Below are 26,630 nucleotides of genomic sequence, written 5' to 3' on the forward strand. Positions count from 1 at the left end.
TTTACCCCAGTGCGCGGGGCGCCGGCGCTCCCTACCGTGAAGCGCATGAGCGCACTGGACTCGCGGGACACCGACCTCAAGAAGGATCTGGACGCCACCGTACGGGCGCGTGGGGAACTGGGCGAGGAGTACGACTCCGCGCTCGTGGACTCCTTCCTGGAGAAGGTCGAGCAGCGGATCGACGACACCGTGGACCGCCGGGTGCGGCGGCACCTGGCCGAGCAGCGGATGGCGGACGCGCGCGGCGCCCGGCGGCCCGGGCCGGCCGGCTCCTGGGCGGACCGCTACGGCCTCGCGATCGTGTCGCTGGTGCTGGCCGTCCCGCTGTCCGCGATCTCCGGGGCCCTGGCCGGGATGGCCGGGATCGTGGCCACCTGGATCGGGATCGTGGGTGTGAACGCGGCCCAGGCGGTGCGTCTCAACCCGGAGCTGGTCACCGGCCGGCGCGATGCGGGGCGGTCCGGCCGGGACGACTGAGGCCGGGAAGAGGGGTTGTGCGCGGGGACCGCCGCACCCCCGTTTCCGGGGGGCGGGACGACGGCGGTCCCCGCGAGGGACGCGGGCCGGGTCAGGACCGGGCTTGCGCGTCCTGGGCGTCCATGGAGGTCCGGGAGCCGCTCCGGAGGTTCCTTGGCGCCGCACGGCGCCGGCCCGGGCGGGGAGCCGCTCCCGCCCCTGCCGACACCACCAATGTGCCCGACCCGTGTTAAGCGGGTGCTGCGCGCACGTGACACGCTCGTACCAGTTGCGGAACGGCCCGACCGGCCCAGGTCATCCCCGGTTCGCCGCCGTTGCCGGCGGTTCACCGCGGGTTCGGCTACTTGTTGCCGCCCTTGGCCAGGAAGGCCAGCAGGTCCTGCCGGCTGACCACGCCGGTCGGCTTGCCCTCGACCAGGACGATCGCGGCGTCCGCGGAGCCCAGCACCGACATCAGGTCGCCGACCGGCTCACCGGAGCCGACCTGGGGCAGCGGGGCGCTCATGTGCTTCTCCAGCGGGTCCTCCAGCGAGGCCCGCTGGGAGAACAGCGCGTCCAGCAGTTCGCGTTCCACCACGGAGCCGACGACCTCGGCGGCCATCACGTCCGGGTGGCCGGCGCCCGGCTTGACGACCGGCATCTGCGAGACGCCGTACTCGCGGAGCACCTCGATGGCCTCGCCCACGGTCTCCTCGGGGTGCATGTGCACCAGGGAGGGGATGGTGCCGGCCACCTTGTCCTGCAGGACGTCGCCGACGCGGGCGCTGGGGCCCTCGTCCTCGAGGAAGCCGTAGTCGGCCATCCACTCGTCGTTGAAGATCTTCGAGAGGTAGCCGCGGCCGCTGTCCGGGAGCAGCACGACCACGACGTCGTCCGGGCCGAGCCGTTCGGCGACGCGCAGCGCGGCGACGACGGCCATGCCGCAGGAGCCGCCGACCAGCAGACCCTCCTCCTTGGCCAGGCGGCGGGTCATCTGGAAGGCGTCCTTGTCGGAGACGGCCACGATCTCGTCGGCCACGGTGCGGTCGTACGCGGTCGGCCAGAAGTCCTCGCCGACACCCTCGATCAGGTACGGCCGGCCGGAGCCGCCGGAGTACACCGAGCCCTCGGGGTCGGCGCCGATGACCTTGACCGCGCCGTCGGAGGCGTCCTTCAGGTAGCGGCCGGTGCCGGAGATGGTGCCGCCGGTGCCGACGCCCGCCACGAAGTGGGTGATCTTCCCCTCGGTCTGCTCCCACAGCTCGGGGCCGGTCGAGTGATAGTGCGAGAGGGGGTTGTTGGGGTTGGAGTACTGGTCGGGCTTCCAGGCGCCCGGGGTCTCGCGGACGAGGCGGTCGGAGACGTTGTAGTACGAGTCCGGGTGCTCGGGGTCCACGGCGGTCGGGCAGACCACGACCTCGGCGCCGTAGGCCCGCAGTACGTTGATCTTGTCGGTGGAGACCTTGTCAGGGCAGACGAAGATGCACTTGTAGCCCTTCTGCTGGGCCACGATCGCCAGGCCCACGCCGGTGTTGCCGCTGGTCGGCTCGACGATCGTGCCGCCCGGCTTGAGCTCCCCGCTCTGCTCGGCCGCCTCGATCATGCGCAGGGCGATGCGGTCCTTCACGGAACCGCCCGGGTTGAAGTACTCCACCTTGGCCAGGACGGTCGCCTGGATGCCCTTGGTCACGTTGTTGAGCCGCACCAGCGGGGTGTCGCCGACGAGGCTGATCATCGAGTCGTGGAATCGCACCGTTGTCTCCGGTTGCTTGCAAAAACATTGGTCTTAGTGGTTCCGCCAGCCTACGGCCCCGCCGGCGGGGCCGGCCGGGCGTTCACTCCCCGTCGAGATTGGCACACGGGCTGTACGGGGCAAGGAGTGGGTGTACGGCTACGAGGAGGTGGCGGCGACGCATGACGAGCATGTCGAGGGCGAGAGTGGCCCGGCGCATCGCGGCCGGAGCGGCCTACGGCGGCGGCGGGGTGGGGCTCGTCGGGGCGGCGGCCGTCGGCCTGCTGCTGGCGGAGATGCAACTGGCCCGGCGCCATGTGGGCAACGGCAGCGTGGGCCGGGTGCCGGTGGCCGACGGGGTGTACGGCCACGCGTACGACGTCCCCGGTGAGCCGCCGCTGCGGCTGGCCCTGCTCGGCGACTCCACGGCCGCGGGGCAGGGCGTGCACCGGGCGGGCCAGACACCGGGCGCGCTGCTGGCGTCGGGGCTGGCCGCGGTGGCGGAACGGCCGGTGGAACTGCGCAACGTGGCGCTGCCGGGCGCCCAGTCGGACGATCTGGACCGGCAGGTGGCGCTGATCCTGTCGGCCGCCGGTCCCGTCCCGGACGTCTGCGTGATCATGATCGGCGCGAACGACGTGACCCACCGGATGCCGCCGACGCGTTCGGTACGGCACCTGTCGGCGGCGGTCCGCCGGCTGCGCACGGCCGGCGCGGAGGTGGTCGTCGGCACCTGCCCCGACCTCGGCACCATCGAGCCGGTGCAGCAGCCGCTGCGCTGGCTGGCCCGGCGGACCTCGCGGCAGCTGGCGGCGGCGCAGACGATCGGGGTGGTGGAGCAGGGCGGGCGGACGGTGTCGCTGGGCGACCTGCTGGGCCCGGAGTTCGAGGCGAACCCCCGGGAGCTGTTCGGCCCCGACAACTACCACCCGTCGGCGGAGGGCTACGCGACGGCGGCGATGGCGGTCCTGCCCACGGTGTGCGCGGCGCTCGGCCTGTGGCCGGCCGAGGAGGAACGGCCGGACGCGTCCCGGCGCGAGGGCTTCCTGCCGGTGGCGCGGGCGGCCGCGGAGGCCGCCTCGGAGCCGGGCACCGAGGTCACGGCGGCCATGCCCACGGGGCCCCGCGGCCCCTGGGCGCTCCTGAAGCGCCGCCGCCGGCGGCGCGTGAGCGAGGCGGAACCGGCCCGCCCCACGGCATGACGCACCACCCGCGGAGATCCGCCGACCCCCGGAGGCCCAAGCAAGCGCTTAGTAAATTGCGGCCAGTGTCACACCGCGACACCGGTGACCTGAACCATACGGCCGGGTAACTTCCCAACCGGCCCTGCCCAACTCCGTCCTCTGGAGCCGTGATGCCCGAAGCCGTCATCGTCTCGACCGCCCGCTCCCCCATCGGCCGCGCCTTCAAGGGCTCCCTCAAGGACCTGCGCCCGGACGACCTGACCGCCACGATCATCCAGGCGGCGCTGGCCAAGGTCCCGGAGCTGGACCCCCGGGACATCGACGACCTGATGCTCGGCTGCGGTCTGCCGGGCGGCGAGCAGGGCAACAACCTCGGCCGCATCGTGGCCGTGCAGATGGGCATGGACCACCTGCCCGGCTGCACGATCACCCGCTACTGCTCCTCCTCGCTGCAGACCAGCCGCATGGCCCTGCACGCCATCAAGGCCGGCGAGGGCGACGTCTTCATCTCGGCCGGCGTCGAGATGGTGTCCAGCTTCGCCAAGGGCAACTCCGACAGCCTGCCGGACACGCACAACCCGTTCTTCGCGGAAGCCGAGGCCCGCACCGCCGCCGTGGCCGCGCAGGAGGGCACCACCTGGCACGACCCGCGCGAGGACGGCCTGGTCCCGGACGCCTACATCGCGATGGGCCAGACCGCGGAGAACCTGGCCCGCTGGAAGGGCATCACCCGCGAGGACATGGACGAGTTCGGCGTCCGCTCGCAGAACCTCGCCGAGGAGGCCATCAAGAACGGCTTCTGGGAGCGCGAGATCACCCCGGTGACCCTCCCGGACGGCACCGTCGTCTCCAAGGACGACGGCCCGCGCGCCGGCGTCACGCTGGAGGGCGTCTCCGGCCTCAAGCCGGTCTTCCGCCCCGACGGCCTCGTCACCGCCGGCAATTGCTGCCCGCTGAACGACGGCGCCGCCGCCGTCGTGATCATGTCCGACACCAAGGCCCGCGAGCTCGGCCTCACCCCGCTCGCCCGCATCGTCTCCACCGGCGTCTCCGGCCTCTCCCCGGAGATCATGGGCCTCGGCCCGGTCGAGGCGTCCCAGCAGGCCCTGCGCCGCGCGGGCCTGACCGTGGACGACATCGACCTGGTCGAGATCAACGAGGCCTTCGCCGCCCAGGTGATCCCCTCCTACCGCGAACTCGGCTTCGACCTGGACAAGGTGAACGTCAACGGCGGCGCCATCGCCGTCGGCCACCCCTTCGGCATGACCGGCGCGCGCATCACCGGCACCCTGATCAACTCGCTCCAGTTCCACGACAAGCAGTTCGGCCTGGAGACGATGTGCGTCGGCGGCGGCCAGGGCATGGCGATGGTCATCGAGCGCCTGAGCTGACGCACCCTCGGTAGCGGGAGCGGCACCCTACGTCAGGAAGCGGCCCGGAACCCGGAAAAGCCCCGGGTTCTGGGCCGTTTTGTGATCCAATCTCCCTCAGGATGTGACCTATGTCCCTCGCGGAGGTTTCGTTGCAGGTCAGCGTGGTCAGTCGGGAAACGACGCCATGAAAGTCCTGTCCGTTTCGTGACGTTACGCACTGACAGCTGGTTAGTCCGCCCTTCAAGCTGATGTAGGAAGTCGGGGGTCGACTTTGAACCTGGGAGTACGTCAGTGAGCGCCATGCCTTTCGCCCTGCTGCTCACCACGGCCGCCACGGGCGCCGTGGGCGTCGCCGTCCTGCGGACCGTTCTCAAGCTGCGCCGCCAGCTCACCGAGCTGCAGGCGCAGCTCGCCGAGAATCAGGTCTCCGCCAGGCGCGCGCTGCTGCCCGCCGCCCGCGCCGCCGACGCGGACGAGATACGCGCGGCCGTGGCCGAGGCACTGGCCGAGGAACGGGAGCGGGAGCTGGCCGAGGCCCGGGCGTTCTGGGCCGCGCAGGAGGCCCGCGACGCCTCCGACGCGCCGTCCCTGCTGAACCTCGCCGAGAACGACCTGTTCCTGCCCCGGCAGACCGACTTCGCGGGTCTGGACTCGCTGGAGCCGGTCGCCGAGCCGGCCACGGAGACCGACGAGTTCTCCGGCGGCGAGTCCCCCGAGCTGGCCGCGGCCCGCCGCCGTCACCCCTCGCACCCGGACTTCGTGCCGGTGCAGTCGCCGGTGGTCAACGACCACGAGCGCACGGTGACCACCCTGGAGCAGCTCGCCGCCGACCAGGTCGAGCTGTCCGACGTCCGGCCCGGCCCCCTGGGCACCCTGGACGTCTACGTCTTCGCCGACGGCACCACCCTGTGCATGACCCCCGGCCACCGGGAGACGGCGGAGCGGCTGGCCGCGGCCGTGCGGGAGGGCGAGACGCCCTTCCTGCTCGGCGGCTCGGGCGTCTCCGGCGCCTACACGCTGACGTTCGCGTGCGGCGGCGACATGGTCTACATCCTGGCGGACCGGGTCATCGCGTCCCTGTGACGGCGGCGGAAGCCGTGGCGGCGCCTCAGACGCCCGCCCGCTTCCGCGCCTCCTCCACCAGCCCGACCGCCTCGCCGACCTCGTCGTCGGTGCGCAGCACCAGCGACAAGTCGTGCGCGGCCACCAGGATTTGGTCGGCGGCGGCGAACATTCCGGCATCCGGCATCTGCCGGGGTTCGGCGGCCGGCTCCTCCACGCGCTGCGCCCACTGGGCCAGTTCGTTGGCGAGGGCCAGCGCCTCGGCCGCGGCTCCCCGCTGCAGCCGGCTCTGCGGAGCCGCCCGCAACCGGTCGGCGAAGTGCTCCACTGCTCGGGTCAAGGGCGTCGTATCAACCACGGGCTGAGCGTAACGCGCCGCACTGTTGCCAATACGCGAACGCTCAGGCACGGTGACGTGAAGGACCGGCTTACATCCCCTTTGCGTCCGGAGGCGCCGATGTCCCAACTCTTCTCCGAGGAGACCCACCGCAACCTGCTCGCCCGCATCCCCCATTGCACCGGTCGTGAAGTCTCCGACTGGCTGCGCACCGTCGAAGAAGGCCCCGCCCTGTTCCGCTTCGAGGAGAAGGTCAGCTGGCTCCGGCACGAGTACGACCTCGCGTACGGCCACGCCAAGGCGATCGTTCATGAGTACGACCTGAGGAGGGCCGCCCGCAAGCTGCTCTGAGCACGCGCGGCGACCCGGTCACGGCAAAGGGCCCCTGCGATCCGCCTGCGACGGATCCGGGGCCCTTTCCCACGACTTCACCCGAACGGCGGCCCGGTCGGGGGCCGGCCGCTAGTCGTTGCTGCTGAAGATCGCCACCAGTCGCAGCATCTCGACGTAGATCCACACCAGGGTGAGGGTGAGACCGAACGCGGCGAGCCAGGACTCGCTGCGCGGGGCGCCGTAGGCGATGCCGTCCTCGATCTGCTTGAAGTCGAGGGTGAGGAAGAAGGCGCCGAGCACGATGGCGATGATGCCGACGATCGCGCCGAGCGGGCCGAAGCTGCGCAGGCCGCCGTCCTCGGCGACACCGAACGCGACCAGCAGCAGGTTGACTGCCATCACCAGGATGAAGGCCATGGCGATGGCCATGCCGATGCGGGCGTAGCGGGCCGTGACGCGGATCCAGCCGGCCTTGTAGACCAGCAGGGTCGCGGCCGAGACGGCCATGGTGCCGAGCACCGCCTGGAAGGGCGCACCGCTCCAGCGGCTGTTGTACATCTCGCTGATGACGCCGAGGAAGACGCCCTCGAAGGCCGCGTAGCCCAGGATCAGGGCGGGCGACGGCGTGCGCTTGAAGCTCTGCACGAGCGCCAGGACCATCGCGATGATGGCGGCGCCGAAGGCCAGGCCGTAGCTGGTCGTGGAGACCGGCAGCAGAACCCAGGCGAGTGCGGCGCCGACGGCGACCGTGCCCAGCGTGAGGGCCGAACGCATGACGACGTCGTCCATCGTCATCCGGCCGGTGGCGGCCGGGGCCTGCGGCGGGGCGCCCTGCTGCACGTCCTGCTGGGCGTAGGGGTTCTGCGCGTACGGGTTCTGCGCGTACGGGTTGCCCTGTGCGTACCCGGCCTGCGCTGCGGTGTTGAAGCCGGCGTAGCCGTTGTCGCGGCTGAACCCCCGTCGCGAGAAGACCGGGTTACTGCTCCTCATTTCACTCCTCCATGGCCACCGTGCGCGGCCTTGGCTCAAGAGTAATGGATTGGCAAAAGAACGGCCGTACTACTTGAGGGGGATCTTTCCCCTGCGGGTTGCCCAACACGCCACGCGATCCCCTGATTCCCCCGGCGGAACCGCTCACTCCAGCGGGAAGCCGGTGTAGGCCTCCGCCAGATCGGTCTCGGCCGCGCGGGAGGAGGTGACGCGTTCCAGCCGGGCCCGCTGGAGGCGGGCGTCGAAGGCGGTCGCGCCGGGCGCGCTGTGCAGCATGGTGGTCATGTCGTACGAGAACCGCTCGGCCTGCCAGATCCGGCGCAGACAGGTGGCGGAGTAGGCGTCGAGGGCTTCCGGCGACCCGGTGCGCCGCTCGTGGACGAGCGCGCGGGCGAACGTCACGACGTCGCCCACGGCGAGGTTCAGCCCCTTGGCGCCGGTCGGCGGCACGATGTGGGCGGCGTCACCGGCCAGGAAGAGCCGGCCGTGACGCATCGGCTCGTGCACGAAGGACCGCATGGGGGTGACCGACTTCTGGGTGATCGGACCGCGCTCCAGCTTCCAGCCGTCGTCGGTCTCCAGGCGCCGGTCCAGTTCCGCCCAGATCCGCTCGTCGCTCCACTCGCCGGCCTCGGTTCCGGCGGGCACCTGGAGGTAGAGGCGGGACACGGAGGGGGAGCGCATGGACAGCAGGGCGAAGCCGCGGTCGTGCCGGGCGTAGACGAGTTCGTCGTGCGAGGGCGCGACGTCGGCGAGGATGCCGAGCCACGCATAGGGGTAGGTCCGTTCGAACACCTGGGAGGCGTCGTCCGGGAAGGCCTTGCGGGCGACGCCCCAGAACCCGTCGCACCCGACGACGTAGTCGCACTCCAGGACGTCCTCGCGCCCCTGGTGCCGGAACGGCACCCGCGGCCGGTCGCCGTCCGCGCCCTCGACGGCCAGCGCCTCCGCCTCGAACAGCAGCGGGCCCCCCTCGGCCAGCTGGAGGGCGATGAGGTCCTTGCACACCTCCGTCTGGGCGTAGACGGTCACGGACCGCCCGCCGGTGAGCCCGGGGAAGTCGACGCGGTGCCGGCGCCGGTCGAAGCGCAGTTCGATCCCGTCGTGCCGCAGCCCCTCGCGGTCCATCCGGGCGCCGGCTCCGGCCTCGCGCAGCACGTCCACGGTGCCCTGCTCCAGGATCCCGGCCCGCTGCCGCTGCTCGACGTAGGCGCGGTCGCGGCTCTCCAGGACGACCGAGTCGATGCCGGCGCGGTGCAGCAGCCGCGCCAGGAGCAGCCCGGCCGGACCGGCTCCGATGATCCCGACGGTGGTGCGCATCGGTCGCTCCCTCTCCTCTGCCCCCGCGCCTGCGTTCGCGTGGTGAAGTTTCTTTCACTCTCTTGGCAGGTGAGTCTCCGCCGCACACATGCCGCTGTCAACGGTCACGGGGCAGAACATGGGGAACGAGGGAGCGGGCCGGAAAAGAGGGAATTGGTGCCCGGAGCCGGACTTGAACCGGCACGCCCGCGAAGGGGCAGCGAGGTTTAAGCTCGCCGTGTCTGCATTCCACCATCCGGGCAGGCCATGGGCACCGCTGCGAGGTCCTGAGCCTATCGGGGCACCTCCCTCGAACAGACGAGGAGCTGGCCCGATGTTGTCTTATTTTATTGATGTCTGAGGGTGCATCAGCACCCGGAACTCGCCATCCGCACTTACCACCAGCGTGACGGGGCGTGGGTGCGCACGTACGCGGAATGACGGAATTTCACCTACTGAACGAGGGCGCCCGTCCTGTTCTGACCGGCCGCCCGGGTCAGGGTCTTCCGTCCTCCCCAGGTATGACACGGGCCCGCTCCGTCCGACCGGAGTCGCCCCCAGGAACCGGAACAGCGGCTGACTACACGTGCGCCGGCGGCCGGGACGATGGATCAAGTCCCCGAAACAGACGCCGTCCCGACAGGAGCACCCTCCCGTGACCACCACACCCACCGCCGGCCGGACCACGGCCGTGGCCGCACGCGCCACCGAGCTGTCGAAGATCTACGGGCAGGGTGAGACCCAGGTGGTCGCCCTGGACCGGGTCTCGGTCGACTTCCGGCAGGCGGAGTTCACCGCGATCATGGGACCGTCCGGTTCCGGCAAGTCCACGCTGATGCACTGCGTGGCGGGGCTGGACACCTTCTCCTCGGGATCCGCGCGGATCGGCGAGACCGAGCTGGGCTCCCTGAAGGACAAGCAGCTCACCAAGCTCCGCCGGGACAAGATCGGCTTCATCTTCCAGGCCTTCAACCTGCTGCCGACGCTGACCGCCCTGGAGAACATCACCCTGCCGATGGACATCGCCGGGCGGAAGCCGGACAAGGCGTGGCTGGACCGGGTCATCCAGATGGTCGGGCTGTCCGGGCGGCTCGGCCACCGGCCCTCGCAGCTCTCCGGCGGTCAGCAGCAGCGCGTCGCCGTCGCCCGTGCGCTCGCCTCGAGGCCGGAGATCATCTTCGGCGACGAGCCGACCGGAAACCTCGACTCGCGCTCCGGCGCCGAGGTGCTGGGCTTCCTGCGCAACTCGGTGCGCGAGCTGGGCCAGACGGTGGTCATGGTGACCCACGACCCGGTGGCGGCGGCGTACGCGGACCGGGTGGTCTTTCTCGCCGACGGCCGGATCGTCGACGAGATCCACGGCCCCACGGCCGACTCCGTCCTGGACCTGATGAAGCAGTTCGACGCGAAGGGCCGTACCAGCTGATGTTCCGCACCGCCCTGCGCAACGTCTCCGCGCACAAGGCCCGGCTTCTGATGACCGTGCTCGCCGTCATGCTCGGCGTGGCCTTCGTGTCCGGGACCCTCGTCTTCACCAACACCATCTCCGACGCCTACCAGAAGAGCTCCGCCAAGGGCTTCGACCGGGTCGACGTCGCCGTACGGCCCGAGTACCAGGACTCCAAGGGTGACCGGGTCGGCAAGACCCCCGAGCTGACCCGGGCCCTGCTCGACCGGGCCGCCGAGGCGCCCGGCGCCGCCTCCGCGACCGGTGTCGTCACCGGCTTCACCGCGATCGCCGGCAAGGACGGCAAGCTGCTCGGCGACGGGTGGCAGTCCGAGGGCGGCAACTACTGGGGCGCCAAGGATGCCCGCTACCCCCTGGTCGCCGGGCACGCGCCCAGCGGCCGGGGCGAGATGCTCATCGACGCCAGGACCGCCGAGCGGGCCGGTTTCAAGGTCGGCGACACCGTCCGGCTCTCGGTGGACGGCCCCGTCCTCACCCCGCGCGTCAGCGGCATCTTCAGCACCGACGACGGCAACGTGGCCGCCGGCGGCAGCCTGGCCCTCTTCGACACCCCCACCGCACAGGCCCTGTTCGGCAAGAAGGGCACGTACGACGAGATCGACGTGCTGGCGAAGCCGGGAACCAGCCAGAGCGCGCTCAAGGCCTCCCTGGACAAGGCACTGCCCTCGCACCTGGTGGAGACCACCACCGGCAAGCGGCTCGCCGACGACCAGGCGGAGACGATCTCCGCCTCGATGAGCGGCCTGAAGCAGAGCCTGCTGGTGTTCGCCGGCATCGCCCTGTTCGTCGGCACGTTCATCATCGCCAACACCTTCACCATGCTGGTCGCCCAGCGCACCAGGGAACTGGCCCTGCTGCGGGCGGTCGGCGCGTCCCGCCGGCAGGTCACCCGCTCGGTGCTGGTCGAGGCGCTGGTGGTCGGCACGGTCGCCGGGGTGACCGGACTTGCCGCGGGCGTCGGCATCGGCGCGGGCCTGCGGTCCCTGCTGGGCTCGTTCGGCGCGAGCGTGCCGGACGGGCCGCTGGTGATCACGCCGGGCACCGTGCTGACCGCCCTCGCCGTCGGCGTCGTCGTGACCGTGCTGGCCGCCTGGCTGCCGGGCCGCCGCGCGGCGAAGATCCCGCCGGTGGCGGCGATGAGCAGCGTGCACGCCAAGGCGACCACCAAGTCGCTGGTGCTGCGCAACACGCTCGGCGCGCTGTTCTCGGCGGCCGGCGTCGCCGTGGTCCTCGCGGCCACGACGATGGACACCGACTCCGCCCAGGGCCCCATGGGGCTCGGCGCGGTGCTGCTCATCATCGGCGTGTTCATCCTGACCCCGCTGCTGTCCCGTCCGCTGATCGCTGCGGCCTCGCCCGTGCTGCGCGTGTTCGGCGTCTCGGGCAAGCTGGCCCGGCAGAACTCGGTGCGCAACCCGCGCCGTACGGCCGCCACGGCGTCCGCGCTGATGATCGGCCTGACGCTGATCACCGGCATGACGGTGATGGCGGGCAGCTTGCAGACGTCGATCGACCGGATGGCCAGTTCGGCGATCCGCGCGGACTACGTCGTGTCGATGGCCAACCGCGGCCCGCTCTCCCCGGACGTGGCGCGCCGGCTCGCCGGCGCCGACGGCGTCACCGCCAGCAGCCCGCTGCGCAACGGGGCGTCCCGGATCGGCGGCAAGACGGAGTACCTGACCGGTGTCGACGGCTCGGCGATCGGCAGGCTGACGGATCTGAAGGTGGACGACGGCTCCTTCACCGTGGGCGGCTCGCGGATCGTCGTGGACAAGGACCGGGCCGAGGAGCACGGCTGGCGGGTCGGCTCGCGGTTCACCGCGCACTTCGAGGACGGCGCGGCGCGCGGCCTCACGGTCGCCGGGATCTACGAGGGCAACGACATGCTCAACGGGATCATGCTCGACAACAAGGTCCTCACCCCGCACCTGACCGAACCGGCCGACATGCAGGTGATGGTCAGGACCGAGGGCGGCGCGTCCGACCGCGCGAAGGACGGGCTGGAGAAGGCCCTGGGCTCCAACCCGGCGATCCTGGTCCAGGACAAGAAGGACATCTCCAACGACATCGCGAAGATGTTCACGCTGATGCTGAACATGGTCTACGGCCTGCTCGGCATGGCGGTGATCGTCGCGGTCCTCGGCGTCATCAACACCCTGGCCATGTCGGTCTTCGAGCGCTCCCAGGAGATCGGCATGCTGCGCGCGATCGGCCTCGACCGCAGGTCGGTCAAGCGGATGGTCCGTCTGGAGTCGCTGGTGATCTCCCTGTTCGGCGGGGTGCTCGGCATCGGCCTCGGGGTGTTCTTCGGCTGGGCGGCCGGTGAGCTGCTGGGCACGAAGATGCCGACGTACGAACTGGTCCTGCCCTGGGGCCGGATGGCGCTGTTCCTGCTGCTGGCCGGGGTGGTCGGGGTGCTGGCAGCCCTGTGGCCGGCCCGGCGCGCGGCGCGGCTGAACATGCTGACGGCGATCAAGGCCGAGTAGCCGCACCGACGGCAGGGGCCCCGTTCCGCGTACCGGAACGGGGCCCCTCGTCGTGTCCCTCCGGGTCACGTGTTCCAGGTGCGGGTGCGCAGGGGGAGGCCGGAGTCGCCCGAGTCGGGGGTGCGGACGGCCAGGACCTGGTTGACGCCGATGCGGTTGCGTTCGAAGGCGAGCGCGCAGGCGGCCATGTACAGCAGCCAGACACGGGTCCGGCCGGGGCTGGTGAGGCGCATGGCGCGGTCCCGGCCGGCCTCCAGGCGGCTGACCCACTGGCGCAGGGTGCGGGCGTAGTGCTCGCGGATCGACTCCACGTCCCGGACCTCGAAGCCGGCCCGCTCGAGCTGGGTGACGGTGGTGCCGATCGGGGCGAGTTCCCCGTCGGGGAAGACGTAGGCGTCGATGAACGCGTCGACCTCGTACGAGGATTCGTCGCGCTGCGGGCGGCGGGCGATCTGGTGGTTGAGCAGCCGTCCGCCGGGCCTCAGCAGGGCGTACAGGTCGCTCGCGTACTCCAGGTAGCGCTCGGCGCCGACGTGTTCGGCCATGCCGATGGAGGAGATCGCGTCGTAGGGGCCGTCCGCGACGTCCCGGTAGTCCTGGACGCGGATCTCCACGCGGTCGGTCAGCCCCTCGTCGGCGACGCGCTTGCGGGCGTAGGCCGCCTGTTCCTGGGAGAGGGTGACGCCGACGACGCGCACGCCGTGCTCACGGGCCGCGTGGATGGCCATCGAGCCCCAGCCGCAGCCGACGTCCAGCAGCCGCTGCCCCGGCGTCAGGCCGAGCTTGGCGCAGACGAGTTCGAGCTTGTCGCGCTGGGCGGACTCCAGGGTGCCGCCGTCCTGCCAGTAGGCGCACGAGTAGACCATCGACGGGCCGAGGACGAGTTCGTAGAAGTCGTTGCCGACGTCGTAGTGGTGGCTGATGGCCCGCCGGTCGCTGTGCCGTGTGTGCAGGTGACGGCGTCTGCGGACCTCCTCGCGGGGCGGGGCGGGCGGGATCGGCGGCCCGGCGAGCCTCAGCAGTTCGCGCCCGGCGGCCCGCACCTCGGGGTCGCGCAGCGCCTCGGCGAGGCCGCGGGCGTCCTCGTCGCGCTCCCACACCTGCCCCGCGATGACCTCGAGGACCCGGTAGAGGTCGCCCTCCACGTCCAGGTCCCCGGAGACCCAGGCCCGGGCCAGGCCCAACTCGCCGGGCTTGAAGAGGAGCCGGCGCAGGGCCCGGCGGTTGCGGACGATGAGGGCCGGGGCGTCCGGCGGGCCGTCCTGTGAACCGTCCCAGGCGCGGATCCGCACCGGCAGCGGTGCTCCCAGCAGTTGCTCGGCAAGTTTCCTCAGCCGCGACGCGGCGTCGGCCATGGCGCACACCTCCAAGACGACGATCCCGGATGTCCGATACCACGTAAACACCGCGAGGCCCCCGGCGCAGTCCCGCAAAGGAGTTACAGGTGCGCGAACTCCCTCTCGCCGTGCGCCCGCCGGAACGCCGGAAGACCTCCCGCACCACGGATGGCGGGAGGTCTTCCAGGTGGTCCCCCCAACGGTGCGGCGACCGGTGGGGGACCGTGGGTCAGGAGGCCTTGGCCTTCTCGCCGGTCTTGGCGGCGGCGACCGGGGCCGGCTTGGCGGCCTCGTAGAACTCCTCGCGCGGGTTCTCCATGGCGCCCAGGGAGACGACCTCGCGCTTGAGGAACATCCCGAGGGTCCAGTCGGCGAAGACGCGGATCTTGCGGTTCCAGGTCGGCATCGCCATGCCGTGGTAGCCGCGGTGCATGTACCAGGCGAGGCGGCCCTTGAGCTTGATCTTCATCTTGCCCATGACGATCATCGCCACGCCCTTGTGCAGACCGAGACCGGCCACCGCACCCTTGTTGGCGTGCTCGTACTCCTTCTGCGGGAAGCCCCGCATGCCGGAGATCACGTTGTCGCCGAGGGCACGGGCCTGGCGCAGCGCGTGCTGGGCGTTCGGCGGGCACCAGGCGTTCTCGTTGCCCGCCTTGCGGCCGACGAGGTCGGGCACCTGGGCGTTGTCGCCGGCGGCCCAGATGTAGTCGGTGCCCTTGACCTGGAGCGTGGGCTCGCAGTCGACGTGGCCGCGCGGGCCGAGGGGCAGGCCGAAGCGGGCGAGGGCCGGGTTCGGCTTGACGCCGGCGGTCCAGACGATCGTGTTGGAGTCGACCTCAAGGCCGTTCTTCAGCACGACGTGGCCGTCCACGCAGGAGTCCATGGAGGTGGAGAGGTAGATCTCCACACCGCGGCTCTCCAGGTGCTCCTTGCCGTACTGGCCGAGCTTGGGGCCGACCTCGGGGAGGATCTTGTCGGCGGCGTCGACGAGGACGAACCGCATGTCCTCGCGGGAGACGTTCTTGTAGTACTTGGCCGCGTCCCGGGCCATGTCCTCGACCTCGCCGATGGTCTCCGCACCCGCGAAGCCGCCGCCGATGAAGACGAAGGTGAGCGCCTTGCGGCGGATCTCCTCGTCGGTCGTGGAGTCGGCCTTGTCCAGCTGCTCCAGCACGTGGTTGCGCAGGCCGATGGACTCCTCGATGCCCTTCATGCCGATGCCCTGCTCGGCGAGGCCGGGGATCGGGAAGGTGCGGGAGACCGCGCCCATCGCGATGACCAGGTAGTCGAAGGGCAGCTCGTACGCCTCGCCCACGAGGGGGGCGATCGTGGCGACCTTGCGGTCCTGGTCGATGGTGGTGACCCGGCCGGTGAGGACCTCCGCCTTCGGCAGGACGCGTCGCAGAGGGACGACGACGTGCCGAGGGGAGATGCTGCCGGCGGCGGCTTCGGGGAGGAAGGGCTGGTAGGTCATGTACGACCGGGGGTCGACGACCGTGACGGTCGCCTCGCCGTAGCGCATCTTCTTGAGGATGCGCCGAGCTGCGTACAGGCCTACGTACCCACCGCCTACTACGAGGATCCTGGGACGCTCCGTGGTGCTCATGGCATCGAGTATCCACCCGGCTCAGGGGGGTTGCTCGTGCGCCCCTTCACAAGCTCTTGCATGCCCTGTGCTAAACTCCGCGGCCCGCGTGACGCAGGTCATGCCGCGGAACCGGAACCGCTGGGCGGTCTGCCCCGTTGTCAAGGCCGCGTGAGCTGCCTCTCTGTCGATTCGGGTCGCTCGTGAGGAGTCGGAAACAGCCTCCGGGCGTCGCCCTCGGGCGCTTCGTGCGACCACCGCCTGAACATGTTCAAACGGCGGAAGAACCCCCGGAAGGGCCAACCGGCCCCTTTTCCCGGCCGTCCGGGACGGAATTCCTTGTGAAGAAGTTCACGAACTTTCCCGACGGGATGTCGCCGAGGGCGCCGAACGGCTCGCTCACACGTTATCCGAGCTGCTCAACAGAGGCTACTCATCAGTAGCATCCGACCGGAAAGCGCCCCCGGAGACGGGGTGTTGGCGCAGGACGCCGACGGTCTCCCGTTACGGCGCCGCGCTCCGGGCCGCGCTGAAGGCGATGCCGTCGAGGATGTCGTGCTCGCTGACGACCACCTCCTCGGCGCCGATCCGCTCCATGATCGCGAGCAGCACGAGGGCGCCCGCGCCGATCACGTCGACCCGGCCCGGGTGCATGGAGGGGATCCGCGCGCGCTCGGCGTGCGTGGAGTGCAGCAGCTCCCGGGTGATCTCGCGGACGCGCTCCCGGCTGACGCGGGAGTGGTGGATGCGCGCGGAGTCGTACTCGGGCAGTTCCTGGGCGATGGCCGACACGGTGGTGACCGAGCCGGCGAGGCCGACCAGGGTGCGCGCCTCGCGCAGCGGGACCGTCCGCTCGGCGAGGTCGAGGGCGGCCTCGACGTCCGCCCGTATGGCGGCGATCCGCTCCTCGGTCGGCGGATCGACGACCTCGCCCTCGTGCACCAGGTGCCGTTCGGTCATCCGCACGCAGCCGACGTCCACGGACCGCGCGGCCCGTACGTGGTCGTCGCCGACGACGAACTCGGTGGAGCCGCCGCCGATGTCCACGACGAGATAGGGGCGGCGCAGGTCGTCGCGGCCCCGGAGCTCGTTGGTCGCGCCGGTGAAGGAGAACTCGGCCTCCTGGTCGCCTGTGATGACCTCGGGTTCGACACCGAGGATGTCCACGACGCCGCGCACGAAGTCGTCCCGGTTCTCGGCGTCCCGGGAGGCGGAGGTGGCCACGAAGCGGATCCGCTCCGCGCCGTGCTCCTTGATGACCTCGGCGTACTCGCGGCAGGCCGCGAAGGTCCGCTCCAGCGCCTCGGGGGCGAGCCGGCCGGTGCGGTCGACGCCCTGGCCGAGCCGCACGATGGTCATCCGCCGGTCCAGCTCGACGAGCTCACCGGTCGCCGGATCGGCGTCGGCGACCAGCAGGCGGATGGAGTTCGTGCCGCAGTCGACGGCGGCCACGCGGGTCACTTCCCGTCCTCCCCGGCCGGCTCGCACGGCGTCACGCACGGTCCCTTGCTCCACCACTCGGGGAGCATCGCGATCGCCTCGTCGCCGAGCGGGTTCACGCCCGGTCCGGCGGCCAGCGAGTGGGCCACCAGCACGTGCAGGCACTTCACCCGGTCCGGCATGCCGCCGGCGCTCGGGAAGCCCGCCAGCACCTCGATCTCGTCGCGGCGCCGGATGTAGTCCTCGTGGGCGGCGCGGTACGCGGCGGCCAGCTCCGGGTCGGTCCCGAGCCGCTCGGTCATCTCCTTCATGACGCCGTCCGCCTCCAGCGTGCCGATCGCCGAGTTGGCGCGCGGGCACGTCAGGTAGTACGTCGTCGGGAAGGGCGTGCCGTCGGGCAGCCGGGGCGCCGTCTCCACGACGTCCGGCTGTCCGCAGGGGCAGCGGTGCGCGATGGCCCGCAGACCGCGCGGCGGGCGGCCCAGCTGCTGCTTGAAGGCCTCGACGTCCGCGTCGGTGGGCTCGGTGCGCGGAGTGGGCGGCGGAGGCGTTTCCATGACTGCTTTCAGGGTGGCTTTCTGTCGGTGGCCGGCCCGCGGGCCGGTTACTGGTGGCGGCCGGCTCCCGGCCGGGGTCCGGTCACTGGTCGGAGGCGTCGGCCTTGTCGACCCCGTCCCAGACGTTCGCGTACCAGGGCCGGTGGGCGGCCCCGAGGTCGGCGCGGGACTGCTTCGCCGCGCCCGGGTCGACGACCACGTAGCCAGTCTCCCCCGGCATCACGTAGTGCAGCCGGCGCCGGATCTGCTGCTCGGCGTAGGCGTCGTCCTGCCAGCGCGCCTTGAGGTCACGCAGCTGTTCGACGCGCTGCCGGGCCTCTCCCCGCTCCCGCTGGAGGTCGGAGATCTCGGCGCGCTGGGAGACGTACTGCCGCATCGGGTAGGCGAGGGCGACGATCAGCGAGCACAGCACCAGCGCCAGCAGGGCCGCGCGGCCGGTGAGCCGGGAGCGGCGGGCCTGCCGTTTGGTCTGGGAGCGGTAGACCCTGGCCGCTGTCTGCTCGCCGAGGGCGCGCAGCCTGGTGGCGGTGGAGAAACGGTCCCGGTCCTTGACGGCCATCTGGCTCTCCGCCTCCCCTTCCACGTGCGTACGTCCCCGCACACGGTACGGGACCGGGTACGGGGACGTACGTACGACTGGCTGATACCCGGGCCGTCCCGTTCGGATCGGCCCGGCCGGGGTCAGCCCTTGGAGACCCCGGTGTGGCCGCGGAAGCGCGGGAAGGCGCTGCGGCCGGCGTACACCGCGGCGTCGTCGAGGATCTCCTCGATGCGCAGCAGCTGGTTGTACTTGGCGACGCGCTCGGAGCGGGCCGGGGCGCCGGTCTTGATCTGGCCGCAGTTGGTGGCGACGGCCAGGTCGGCGATGGTGACGTCCTCGGTCTCGCCGGAGCGGTGGGACATCATGCACTTGAAGCCGTTGCGCTGGGCCAGCTCGACGGCGTCCAGGGTCTCGGTGAGCGAGCCGATCTGGTTCACCTTGACCAGCAGGGCGTTGGCGGCGCCCTCGTCGATGCCGCGGGCGAGGCGCTCGGGGTTGGTGACGAACAGGTCGTCGCCGACGAGCTGGACCTTGTCGCCGAGCTTGTCGGTGATGATCTTCCAGCCGGCCCAGTCGTCCTCGAACAGCGGGTCCTCGATGGAGACGAGCGGGTAGGCCGCGACGAGCTCCTCGTAGTACTCCGTCATCTCGGCGGCGGAGCGCTCCTTGCCCTCGAAGAGGTACTTGCCGTCCTTGTAGAACTCGGAGGCGGCGACGTCGAGCGCGAGGGCGATCTGCTCGCCGGGCGCGTAGCCGGCTTCCTTGACGGCCTCGAGGATGAGGTCGAGGGCCTCGCGGTTGGAGCCGAGGTTCGGGGCGAAGCCGCCCTCGTCGCCGAGGCCGGTGGACAGGCCCTTGCTCTTCAGGACCTTCTTCAGGGTGTGGTAGACCTCGGTGCCCCAGCGCAGGGCCTCGGAAAAGGACTCCGCGCCGATCGGCGCGATCATGAACTCCTGGATGTCCACGTTGGAGTCGGCGTGCGAGCCGCCGTTCAGGATGTTCATCATCGGCACCGGCAGCAGGTGCGCGTTCGGGCCGCCCAGGTAGCGGAACAGCGGCAGGTCGCTGGCCTCGGAGGCGGCGTGCGCGACGGCGAGGGAGACGCCCAGGATGGCGTTGGCGCCGAGCGAGCCCTTGTTGTCGGTGGCGTCCAGGTCGAACATGGCCTGGTCGATCAGGCGCTGCTCGGTGGCGTCGTAGCCGACCAGCTCCGGGCCGATCTGCTCGATGACGGCGAGGACGGCCTTCTCGACGCCCTTGCCCTGGTAGCGGTTGGGGTCGCCGTCACGGAGCTCGATGGCCTCGAAGGCACCGGTGGAGGCACCGGACGGAACGGCGGCACGACCCGTGCTGCCGTCGTCGAGGCCGACCTCGACCTCGACCGTGGGGTTGCCTCGGGAGTCCAGGATTTCCCGGGCTACGACGACGTCGATGGACGGCACGAGCATCTCCTTCTTGGATGTGACGCTGGAAGTGCGGGGCGGGGTGCCTTGCGGCTCTGCCTTGCGACTAGAGCCTAACCGTCCAAGGGGCGTCGGCCACCGACCGACCGTCCCGTGGACAGGGAGACGGTACCCATTGTTCCCGCCCGGAACAAAGGGGTTCGGTCAAGGTCCCGCCGACGAGGCGGGGAAGAGCCGGCGAAGAGCCGGGAAAAACACAGCCCCGCCCCGGTGCGTACGGGGGAACACGCACCGGGGCGGGGAGCCCGTGGGGGACGGGGGGAATGGCCCTCACGAGGCCTTCGGCTTGGGGGACGGCCTGGTGAGGGCACTGTGGTTCCGGTCGGAGCCAGGTGTCACTTCAGGTGAAGCTGCTGGCCCGGGTAGATGAGGTCGGCGTTCTCGACGATGTCCTTGTTCAGCTTGTAGAGCTTCTGCCAGCCGCCGTCGACCTTCTGCTTCTCGGCGATGGTGCCGAGGGTGTCGCCCTTGACCACCTTGTACTCGCCGTCGCCCTTCTTGACCTTCTTGCCGGTCGGGGTGGTGACGGTCTTCTTCGCGCTCGCGGCCGGACGCTCGCTGGAGCGGGAGGCGGCCTGCTGGTCGGTGGAGCGGGTGGCGGTGCTGCCCGAGGAGGTGTTCCCGGAGGAGGTGCTCGGGGCGGAGCCGTTGTTGGGGGTGCTCGACAGGCCCTTGCCGCACACCGGCCAGGCGCCCTTGCCCTGGGCGGCGAGGACCTTCTCGGCGACGGCTATCTGCTGGGCCTTGGAGGCCTGGTTGGCCTGGCCGGCGTACTGCGTACCGCCGTAGGCGGCCCAGGTGGAGGCGGAGAACTGCAGACCGCCGTAGTAGCCGTTGCCGGTGTTGATGGACCAGTTGCCGCCGGACTCGCACTGGGCGACCGCGTCCCACTCGGAGGTGGTGGCGGCGGAGGCGTTGCCGGCCGCCATGAGCGGGGCGGCGACGGCGGCGCCGGTGACACCGGCGAGCGCGATGGCACGGGTGGCCTTGGACGGACGACGGTGCTTGCCCTTGCTGGAGAACAGCATGGATGGATCCCCTCACCGACGCCTGCGAGGTGAGCTGTCGGGTTCGGGCCGAATGAGTTGCCCGGCCGCGGGCCCGCTTTCACGGGCCGCGGCTCCACCCCTAGCCGGTTCCAGCGCGTGCGCTGGTTCCGGCACTTACCTTGGGTCCCCCGCTCCTGCCTACGGCGCATTACGCGACGACTGTTCCCGGGCGGCCACTGGCAGGATTCGGCGTTGCGGCAGCCGGGGCTCGTGGTGACGAGCGGTCACGACCGTAGACACGCGATCGAGGGAATTTCAAAGACGATCAGGGCTTCTGAGACTCATCCCACACTTTCACCGAAAGGGACATCGGTGATCAATCCGGGCGTCAACTGCCGCTGCTTTTGGCCCGTTTAGCTACCGACTTCGAGGGTCTGACCGGCGGAGATGTGGTTCGGGTCGGCGCCGATGGCCTTCTTGTTCAGGGCGTACAGCTCATGCCATCCGCCGTCCACGTCAAGGGAGTCGGCGATGGAGGCGAGGGTGTCGCCTTCGTGGACCGTGTAGGCGTCCGCCCCGCGGGAGGCGTGCTTGCCGGACACGGTGGCGTTCTGACCGTTTGTCACGCTTTCGTCCGCACTGTCGCCGCGGTGACGTCCGCCACTGCCGAGCGCTCCGGTGTCGACGAGGCTCCAAGAACCGCCGGTCTGCCATGAATTGTCCGAGTCCTCCACGACAGGATCCGGAGTCGCGGACTCGCTCCCCTCCGACTCCTCGGCGCGAGGCGAGGCGGACTTGTCGGACTTGGGAGCTTCCGCACCCTTGTCCGTAGCCTTGGAGTCGGCGCCCTTGCCCGTGCCCGAGGACGGCTTGCCGGCCGAGTCCGAGGAGGAGTCGGACGACGGTGAGGAATCCGGCAGACCGGACGAGTCGGAATCGTCCGTGGAACCGGACGACGGGTCCGTGGAGCCGGAGGCGTCGCCGGACTGGTCGTGCCCCGAGTCGGACTTGCCCGGGCCCCCGACGCCCGTGTCGACGTCCAGGGAGCCGGAGTCCGAGGTCAGACCGGAGAGCAGGGCACAGGTCGTCCAGGGCGTGGTGCCCTTGTCGGCGAGGATCTTCTCGGCGACGGCGATCTGCTGCGAACGGCTGGCCAGGTCGGCGGTGGCGGCGTACTTGGTGCCGCCGTACGCGGCCCAGTCGTCCTGGGAGATCTGCAGCCCGCCGTAGTACCCGTTGCCCGTGTCGGCGCTCCAGGAGCCGCCGCTCTCGCACTCGGCGACCTTGTCCCAGGTGGTGCCGTCGGCCGCGTTGGCGCTCGCGGCGCCGAGGAGCGGGATGGCGATGGCGGAGCCGGTCACTCCGGCCGCGACGAGAAGTGCCGGAGCCTGACGGGGGCGACGGTGACGACCGTTCCCGGAGAGCATGCGGAAGCCTTTCGTGCGACAGCGGGACCGGCGCGGCCGATGGTGCTGGGGCCGCGCTGATGGGTGAACGTATAGGCATACGATCACTTGTCACAAGTTCATGCCGCACAGATCACGTGAAGATCACAGAGTTGAACGCCCGTCATGTTTACGGTTGTACGGCCTGTTCCGCGGCCGGGGTGAACTCCACGGGCAGGGTGCGCAGCCCGCGCATGATGAGCCCGCCGCGCCAGCGCAGTTCGGCCGGATCGGCCGCCAGCCGCAGGTCGGGGAGGCGGGTGAGGAGCGTGGCGAGCGCGGTCCGGCCCTCCAGCCGGGCGAGCGGGGCGCCGAGGCAGTAGTGGATGCCGTGGCCGTAGCCGAGGTGCTGGTTGTCCGCGCGGGCGAGGTCGAGGACGTCGGGGTCGGCGAACCGCTCCGGGTCACGGTCGGCCGCCGCGAGGACGACGAGCACCGGGTCGCCGGCCGCGATGTCCTGCCCGCCGAGGGTGAGCGGCCGGGTGGCGAACCGCCAGGTGGCCAGCTCGACCGGGCCGTCGTAGCGGAGCAGTTCCTCGACACCGGTCTCCAGCAGGCCCTGTTCGCCGCGGGCGAGGGAGTCCTGCAGCCGGTGGCGCTGCTCAGGGTGGGTGAGCAGCGCGTAGGTGCCGTTGCCGATGAGGTTGACGGTCGTCTCGAAGCCCGCGAACAGGAGGATGAAGGCCATCGCGGCGGCCTCGTTCTCGGTGAGGTGCTCGCCGTGGTCGGAGGCGCGGATGAGACCGGAGATCAGGTCCTCGCCCGGGGTGGGCTCGGCCGGCAGCGCCGCACGCTTGCGGTGGATGAGCTCGGCGAGGTAGCCGCGCATCTTCTTCACGGACCGGGCGACCCCGCCCCGCGGTCCCCCGCCGTGCCGGATCATCATCCCGGCCCAGTCGCGGAAGTCGTCCTGGTCCTCGCGCGGGACCCCGAGCAGGTCGCAGATGGCGTAGATGGGCAGCGGGAAGGCGAAGTCGTGGATGAGGTCGGCGGAGCCCGTCCTCGCGAACCGGTCGATGAGGTCGTCGGTCAGCTCCTGCACCCGGGGCGCGAACTCGGCGACCCTGCGGGGCGTGAACGCCTTGCTGACCAGTCTGCGCAGCCTGGTGTGGTCCGGCGGGTCGATGTTCAGCAGGTGCGTCATCAGCTCGGCCTTGCGCTCGCCCGGGATACCGGTCTTGCCCTTGGCGTGCGCGGGCTCGTCGTGGTGCGCGGGGTTCTTGCTCAGCCGCTGGTCGGCGAGGGCCTGCCGGGCGTCGCCGTACCGGGTGACCAGCCAGGCCTCGACCCCGCTGGGCAGCCGCGTCCGGCGCACCGGCTGGTGCTCGCGCAGCCAGGCGTAGGCGGGGTAGGGGTCGGCGGCGAACTCCCAGGTGAACAGTTCCGGGGCGGTGCTGGGCGGGGCGGGCTGGTCGGTCACTCCTCGACGGTATCGGTCGCGGACGCCGGCCCCGCCCCGGCCGGCGTGAACCGCCCCGGCCGGCGTGACCGCCCCGGCCGGCGTGACCGCCCCGGCCGCCGTGACCGCCCCGGCCGCCGTGACCGCCCCGGCCGCCGTGACCGCCCCGGCCGCCGTGACCGCCCCGGCCGCCGTGACTGCCCCGGCCGGCGTGAACCGCCGCGGCCCGTTTCCGCCGCGGCCGCCGCGGTCGTCCGCGCGCGCCTCGGGCCGGCGAGGCCGGACTGAGACGCCGTCACCGGGACGCTCGCGGCGGCTGTCAGCCCTCGGCCGCCCGTATCGCGTCCCGGTACACCCGCGCCGCCGCCCGCAGGGCCGCCTCCGGGTCGACGCCGTCGGCCTCCGCGCGGACCGCGAGGGCCAGCAGTTCGTAGCCGATGCCCTCGCCCTCGGGCAGCGGCACCTCCAGGCCCGCCGTGCGGGTGCGGGAGGCGAGCTTGGCGGCGAGGGCGAGGCCGGGCTGGCCGAGCGGGACGCCCTCGGTGACCGAGGTGCGCCGCTTCTCCTCGGCCTTGGTGCGCAGCCAGTGCTCCTTGACGTCCTCCGGGGTCTCGGCCGTCTCGTCGCCGAAGACGTGCGGGTGGCGGTGGATCAGCTTGGCGACGATGCCGCCGGCCACGTCGTCGACGGAGAACGGCGCCTCCGGGTCCTCCTCGGCGATGCGGGAGTGGAAGACGACCTGGAGCAGGACGTCGCCCAGTTCCTCGCGCAGCTCCTCGCGGTCGCCGGCCTCGATCGCCTCGACCAGTTCGTACGCCTCCTCGATGCCGTACTTCGCCAGACCCAGGTGGGTCTGCCGGGACGACCAGGGGCATTCGGCACGGATGCGGTCCATGACCTGGACGAGGTCGAGGAGGCGGGCGCCGGGCAGGTCGTAGGAGGCCGGCAGCAGCTCCAGCTCGGGCATCCGGATCCGACCGGAACCGGCGAGGCGGGCGAGGCCGTCGGTGAGGGCGGGCTCGCCCTCGCCCGTGGCCACGACCACCACCGTCCGCCCGCCCGCGCAGGCGTCGACCAGCTCCTGCGCGGTGGGCGACGCCTCCGTCACGGCTGTCCCGGCCTCCCGCAGATAGGGGAGCTGCGGGTGGGCGCCGTCCGCGCACAGCACGGCGTCGGCGGCGCGCAGCGCCTGCCAGGCGGGCCAGGACAGCAGGCCGGGCGCGACGCGGTGGCTGGTGGTGAGCAGGACGATGCGGCCGGGGGCGGCTTCGGGGCTGGTTGCGTTCACCATCCGAACGTAACCCACGGCGACGAGGGACGGGATCGGTTGTCCACAGGCCCGGAGGCGACGTGTGATCGTATGACCGACCGCCCGCTATGCCGGCTGCTGCGCCCCGGTCGCCGTGACCTCCCGCACCCAGGGCGTCTTGGCGTCCACGCGGCCGCTCTTCTGCACGTCCCAGGCGCCGTAGCGCGGGTTGAGGTCGACGTGGAGTTCCTGGGAGGCCCGGGACAGGGCCTTCCAGAAGGCGGGCTGCGTGGTGTCCGTGCCGAGCTTCTGGGCGAGCTTCTGCGCCTCGAGCTGGAGCCGGAGGTTGTCGTCCAGGCGGCCGGGCGCGATGCCGTACTTCTGCAGCCAGGCCGTCTGCAGGCCCTTGGCGCCGCCCGCCTGCTGCTCCAGGCCGGCCCGCATCCGCAGGACCTCCTTGCGGGTGACGGAGATGCCCTCGTCCCGCGCGGCACGGTGCAGCACCTGGTCCAGGACCATGTTGTGCAGGGTGTCGCGGGTCAGGCTGCCGGTGGAGGCGAGGACCTGCTGGTACTGGGTGTCGTCCTGCACCACGGCCCGCTGCGCCCGGCGTACCTCGTTGACCCGGCCCTCGAGCTGGGCGACGGTGATCCGCTCCCCTCCCACCACCGCGGCGGCGCCCGGGTGCGCCTCGCCTCCGCAGGCGGTGAGTGCGGGTGCCGCGGCGGCGATCGCGGCGGAGAGGAGGAGCGCGGTGCGACGGCGGCGGTGCAAGGAGACCTCCAGGGGGAGATTGCAATGACACTGCGGCGCGCCAGCGCCTCCGCCAGGGGTGGTGGTCGGGCGACGGGCGGGCGCACAAAGTCTTGCGGTGATCGATGTTAGGCAGTGGGGGGCCTGTGGCCAACCCATTCGACCAACGATTCGCACGCGCTTCGGGCACCGCCGCGCCTCCTCCCGCCGGAGGACGGGTCAGCCCGTGATGGCCACCGGCGCGTCCCACGCGTCACGGTCGACGGTGAGGGTGACCCCGCCGTGCGACTCCTTGCTGTTGACCATGTACTGGTGGGCGCGGCTGTGGTCGGTGAACTGGGTCGAACCCCACGGCCAGTCCGACGTCGTGGTGTTCTTCTTGTCCCACAGCGCGTACCAGAGGTTGCCCGGCAGGTCGGTCCTGTCGCTCGCGGTGGCCACGGCCTTGGCGCTGGAGCTGGTGAAGCCGTAGTAGCCGGCGCGGTACGTCTTGACGCGCAGTTCCTTGTCGAAGGCGCGGACGTAGGTGAGCACGGCGTCGTTGCACGACTTGTTGGTGACGTCGTACGGCTCCATGTCCAGGTAGATCGCGCTGCCGGCCTTCATGCCGAGCGCGGCGGCCTTGGCCACGGCGTCCTTGGCGTCGCTCGTGCCGAGGGAGGCGGCGGTGGACGCGGAGAGCTTCTCCGGGTTGGAGCCGGTCTGGCAGGGCGGCTGGGCGCCGACGTAGATCGGGACGAGCTTCCAGCCGAGGCCGCTGACGTACGTCACCCAGGAGGCCGTCAGGTTGGGCTGGGCGCAGCCGCGGTTCCTGCCGCCCACGTAGACGGCGGCCGCGCCGTAGAAGCCGGTGTGCCAGGCCTTCATCGTCGCCTTGGAGGGCGCGGTGCAGGTGTCGAAGGCGCGGCCGGTGAAGGTCTTCTGCGCGGGCCAGGAGGTGGCGGCCATCGAGGTCTGCGCGGCGATGCCCCCGCCCGCGACGACGGCCGCGCCCGCCACGGCCCACGTGATGTACCTGCGCCTCTTGGACTGCCGATGACCTGCCATGGAACCCCACCCTTGCTCGAACGTGCGTGGCGAAAACGAACCGCAACCTATCCCGGCCGGTCACACGTTCGGGAAACCCAACCTCTTGTAAGGGACAAGAAT

General features: G+C 71.3%; 23 protein-coding genes, 1 tRNA gene and 1 riboswitch. Of the genes, 7 read left to right on the forward strand and 17 right to left on the reverse strand.

Annotated elements, in window-relative coordinates:
* Positions 1-45: 45 nt before the first annotated feature.
* Complete coding sequence (locus ACZ7JA_RS20650) at positions 46-477, forward strand: hypothetical protein (protein WP_351664725.1); 432 nt, start codon at positions 46-48, stop codon at positions 475-477.
* Positions 478-817: 340 nt separating this feature from the next.
* Here ACZ7JA_RS20650 and ACZ7JA_RS20655 read toward each other — a convergent pair whose 3' ends face one another.
* Positions 818-2,209 (reverse strand): cystathionine beta-synthase, encoded by a 1,392-nt coding sequence (locus ACZ7JA_RS20655; protein ID WP_351664726.1) that lies wholly within the window; start codon positions 2,207-2,209, stop codon positions 818-820.
* A gap of 161 nt (positions 2,210-2,370) precedes the next feature.
* Between ACZ7JA_RS20655 and ACZ7JA_RS20660 the strand changes: the two genes are divergently transcribed.
* From ACZ7JA_RS20660 to ACZ7JA_RS20670, 3 genes are all read left to right on the forward strand, one after another.
* A complete protein-coding gene (locus tag ACZ7JA_RS20660; RefSeq protein WP_351664728.1) occupies positions 2,371-3,390 on the forward strand; it encodes an SGNH/GDSL hydrolase family protein in 1,020 nt (339 codons plus the stop codon).
* 152 nt (positions 3,391-3,542) lie between these two features.
* Positions 3,543-4,763 (forward strand): acetyl-CoA C-acetyltransferase, encoded by a 1,221-nt coding sequence (locus ACZ7JA_RS20665; RefSeq protein ID WP_389303574.1) that lies wholly within the window; start codon positions 3,543-3,545, stop codon positions 4,761-4,763.
* A 273-nt stretch (positions 4,764-5,036) separates the two neighbouring features.
* Entirely contained in the window at positions 5,037-5,828 is a 792-nt protein-coding gene (locus tag ACZ7JA_RS20670; RefSeq protein ID WP_351664732.1) for a hypothetical protein, read from the forward strand.
* Positions 5,829-5,853: 25 nt separating this feature from the next.
* Here ACZ7JA_RS20670 and ACZ7JA_RS20675 read toward each other — a convergent pair whose 3' ends face one another.
* Entirely contained in the window at positions 5,854-6,165 is a 312-nt protein-coding gene (locus tag ACZ7JA_RS20675; protein WP_351664734.1) for a hypothetical protein, read from the reverse strand.
* Positions 6,166-6,264: 99 nt separating this feature from the next.
* Between ACZ7JA_RS20675 and ACZ7JA_RS20680 the strand changes: the two genes are divergently transcribed.
* On the forward strand, positions 6,265-6,495 hold the full coding sequence (locus ACZ7JA_RS20680; protein WP_020940491.1) for a DUF4287 domain-containing protein: 231 nt from the start codon (positions 6,265-6,267) through the stop codon (positions 6,493-6,495).
* 111 nt (positions 6,496-6,606) lie between these two features.
* On the opposite strand, the gene ACZ7JA_RS20685 is transcribed toward ACZ7JA_RS20680, so the two are convergent.
* The 3 genes from ACZ7JA_RS20685 to ACZ7JA_RS20695 form a co-directional block, all read right to left on the reverse strand.
* Positions 6,607-7,467, reverse strand: coding sequence for a Bax inhibitor-1/YccA family protein (locus tag ACZ7JA_RS20685; RefSeq protein WP_351664736.1), 861 nt, complete (start codon positions 7,465-7,467; stop codon positions 6,607-6,609).
* Between the two features lie 144 nt (positions 7,468-7,611).
* Positions 7,612-8,787 carry a 4-hydroxybenzoate 3-monooxygenase gene (locus ACZ7JA_RS20690; RefSeq protein WP_389449827.1) on the reverse strand — a complete coding sequence of 392 codons (1,176 nt, stop codon included), beginning with the start codon at positions 8,785-8,787 and terminating at the stop codon, positions 7,612-7,614.
* A gap of 154 nt (positions 8,788-8,941) precedes the next feature.
* A tRNA-Leu gene (locus tag ACZ7JA_RS20695) sits at positions 8,942-9,028 on the reverse strand.
* Between the two features lie 393 nt (positions 9,029-9,421).
* On the opposite strand from ACZ7JA_RS20695, the gene ACZ7JA_RS20700 reads away from it, so the two are divergent.
* Together ACZ7JA_RS20700 and ACZ7JA_RS20705 are read left to right on the forward strand one after the other, a co-directional pair.
* Complete coding sequence (locus tag ACZ7JA_RS20700; protein ID WP_351664740.1) at positions 9,422-10,192, forward strand: ABC transporter ATP-binding protein; 771 nt, start codon at positions 9,422-9,424, stop codon at positions 10,190-10,192.
* Complete coding sequence (locus ACZ7JA_RS20705; protein WP_470809630.1) at positions 10,192-12,720, forward strand: ABC transporter permease; 2,529 nt, start codon at positions 10,192-10,194, stop codon at positions 12,718-12,720. The genes ACZ7JA_RS20700 and ACZ7JA_RS20705 overlap by 1 nt, the downstream gene beginning before the upstream one ends.
* Positions 12,721-12,785: 65 nt before the next feature.
* Here the strand turns inward: ACZ7JA_RS20705 and ACZ7JA_RS20710 are convergent, their stop codons facing one another.
* The 12 genes from ACZ7JA_RS20710 to ACZ7JA_RS20765 form a co-directional block, all read right to left on the reverse strand.
* Entirely contained in the window at positions 12,786-14,075 is a 1,290-nt protein-coding gene (locus ACZ7JA_RS20710; protein ID WP_351664744.1) for a cyclopropane-fatty-acyl-phospholipid synthase family protein, read from the reverse strand.
* 211 nt (positions 14,076-14,286) lie between these two features.
* On the reverse strand, positions 14,287-15,666 hold the full coding sequence (locus tag ACZ7JA_RS20715) for an NAD(P)/FAD-dependent oxidoreductase (RefSeq protein WP_351664746.1): 1,380 nt from the start codon (positions 15,664-15,666) through the stop codon (positions 14,287-14,289).
* Between the two features lie 483 nt (positions 15,667-16,149).
* Positions 16,150-17,106: a Ppx/GppA phosphatase family protein gene (locus ACZ7JA_RS20720; protein ID WP_470809632.1), complete on the reverse strand. Its 957-nt coding sequence runs from the start codon at positions 17,104-17,106 to the stop codon at positions 16,150-16,152.
* Positions 17,103-17,642: a DUF501 domain-containing protein gene (locus tag ACZ7JA_RS20725; protein WP_351664750.1), complete on the reverse strand. Its 540-nt coding sequence runs from the start codon at positions 17,640-17,642 to the stop codon at positions 17,103-17,105. Before ACZ7JA_RS20725 ends, ACZ7JA_RS20720 begins: the two co-directional genes overlap by 4 nt.
* Positions 17,643-17,724: 82 nt before the next feature.
* Positions 17,725-18,201 (reverse strand): FtsB family cell division protein, encoded by a 477-nt coding sequence (locus tag ACZ7JA_RS20730; RefSeq protein ID WP_351664752.1) that lies wholly within the window; start codon positions 18,199-18,201, stop codon positions 17,725-17,727.
* 122 nt (positions 18,202-18,323) lie between these two features.
* Positions 18,324-19,631, reverse strand: a complete 1,308-nt coding sequence (gene eno / locus ACZ7JA_RS20735; protein WP_351664754.1) for a phosphopyruvate hydratase — start codon at positions 19,629-19,631, stop codon at positions 18,324-18,326.
* Positions 19,632-19,981: 350 nt separating this feature from the next.
* A complete protein-coding gene (locus ACZ7JA_RS20740; RefSeq protein WP_351664756.1) occupies positions 19,982-20,674 on the reverse strand; it encodes a transglycosylase family protein in 693 nt (230 codons plus the stop codon).
* A gap of 4 nt (positions 20,675-20,678) precedes the next feature.
* Positions 20,679-20,851: riboswitch (cyclic di-AMP (ydaO/yuaA leader) on the reverse strand.
* Between the two features lie 197 nt (positions 20,852-21,048).
* The gene (locus ACZ7JA_RS20745; RefSeq protein ID WP_470809636.1) at positions 21,049-22,062 is read right to left on the reverse strand and encodes a transglycosylase family protein; all 1,014 of its coding nucleotides are present in this window, start codon (positions 22,060-22,062) and stop codon (positions 21,049-21,051) included.
* Positions 22,063-22,210: 148 nt separating this feature from the next.
* Positions 22,211-23,500 carry a cytochrome P450 family protein gene (locus ACZ7JA_RS20750; protein ID WP_389303558.1) on the reverse strand — a complete coding sequence of 430 codons (1,290 nt, stop codon included), beginning with the start codon at positions 23,498-23,500 and terminating at the stop codon, positions 22,211-22,213.
* Positions 23,501-23,798: 298 nt separating this feature from the next.
* Positions 23,799-24,767, reverse strand: coding sequence for a nucleoside triphosphate pyrophosphohydrolase (locus tag ACZ7JA_RS20755; protein ID WP_403682346.1), 969 nt, complete (start codon positions 24,765-24,767; stop codon positions 23,799-23,801).
* An 87-nt stretch (positions 24,768-24,854) separates the two neighbouring features.
* The gene (locus ACZ7JA_RS20760; protein ID WP_351664764.1) at positions 24,855-25,502 is read right to left on the reverse strand and encodes a SurA N-terminal domain-containing protein; all 648 of its coding nucleotides are present in this window, start codon (positions 25,500-25,502) and stop codon (positions 24,855-24,857) included.
* Between the two features lie 198 nt (positions 25,503-25,700).
* Positions 25,701-26,528 (reverse strand): glycoside hydrolase domain-containing protein, encoded by an 828-nt coding sequence (locus ACZ7JA_RS20765; RefSeq protein ID WP_351664766.1) that lies wholly within the window; start codon positions 26,526-26,528, stop codon positions 25,701-25,703.
* Between the last annotated feature and the right edge of the window lie 102 nt (positions 26,529-26,630).

The organism is Streptomyces sp. NPDC038135 (assembly GCF_055601245.1).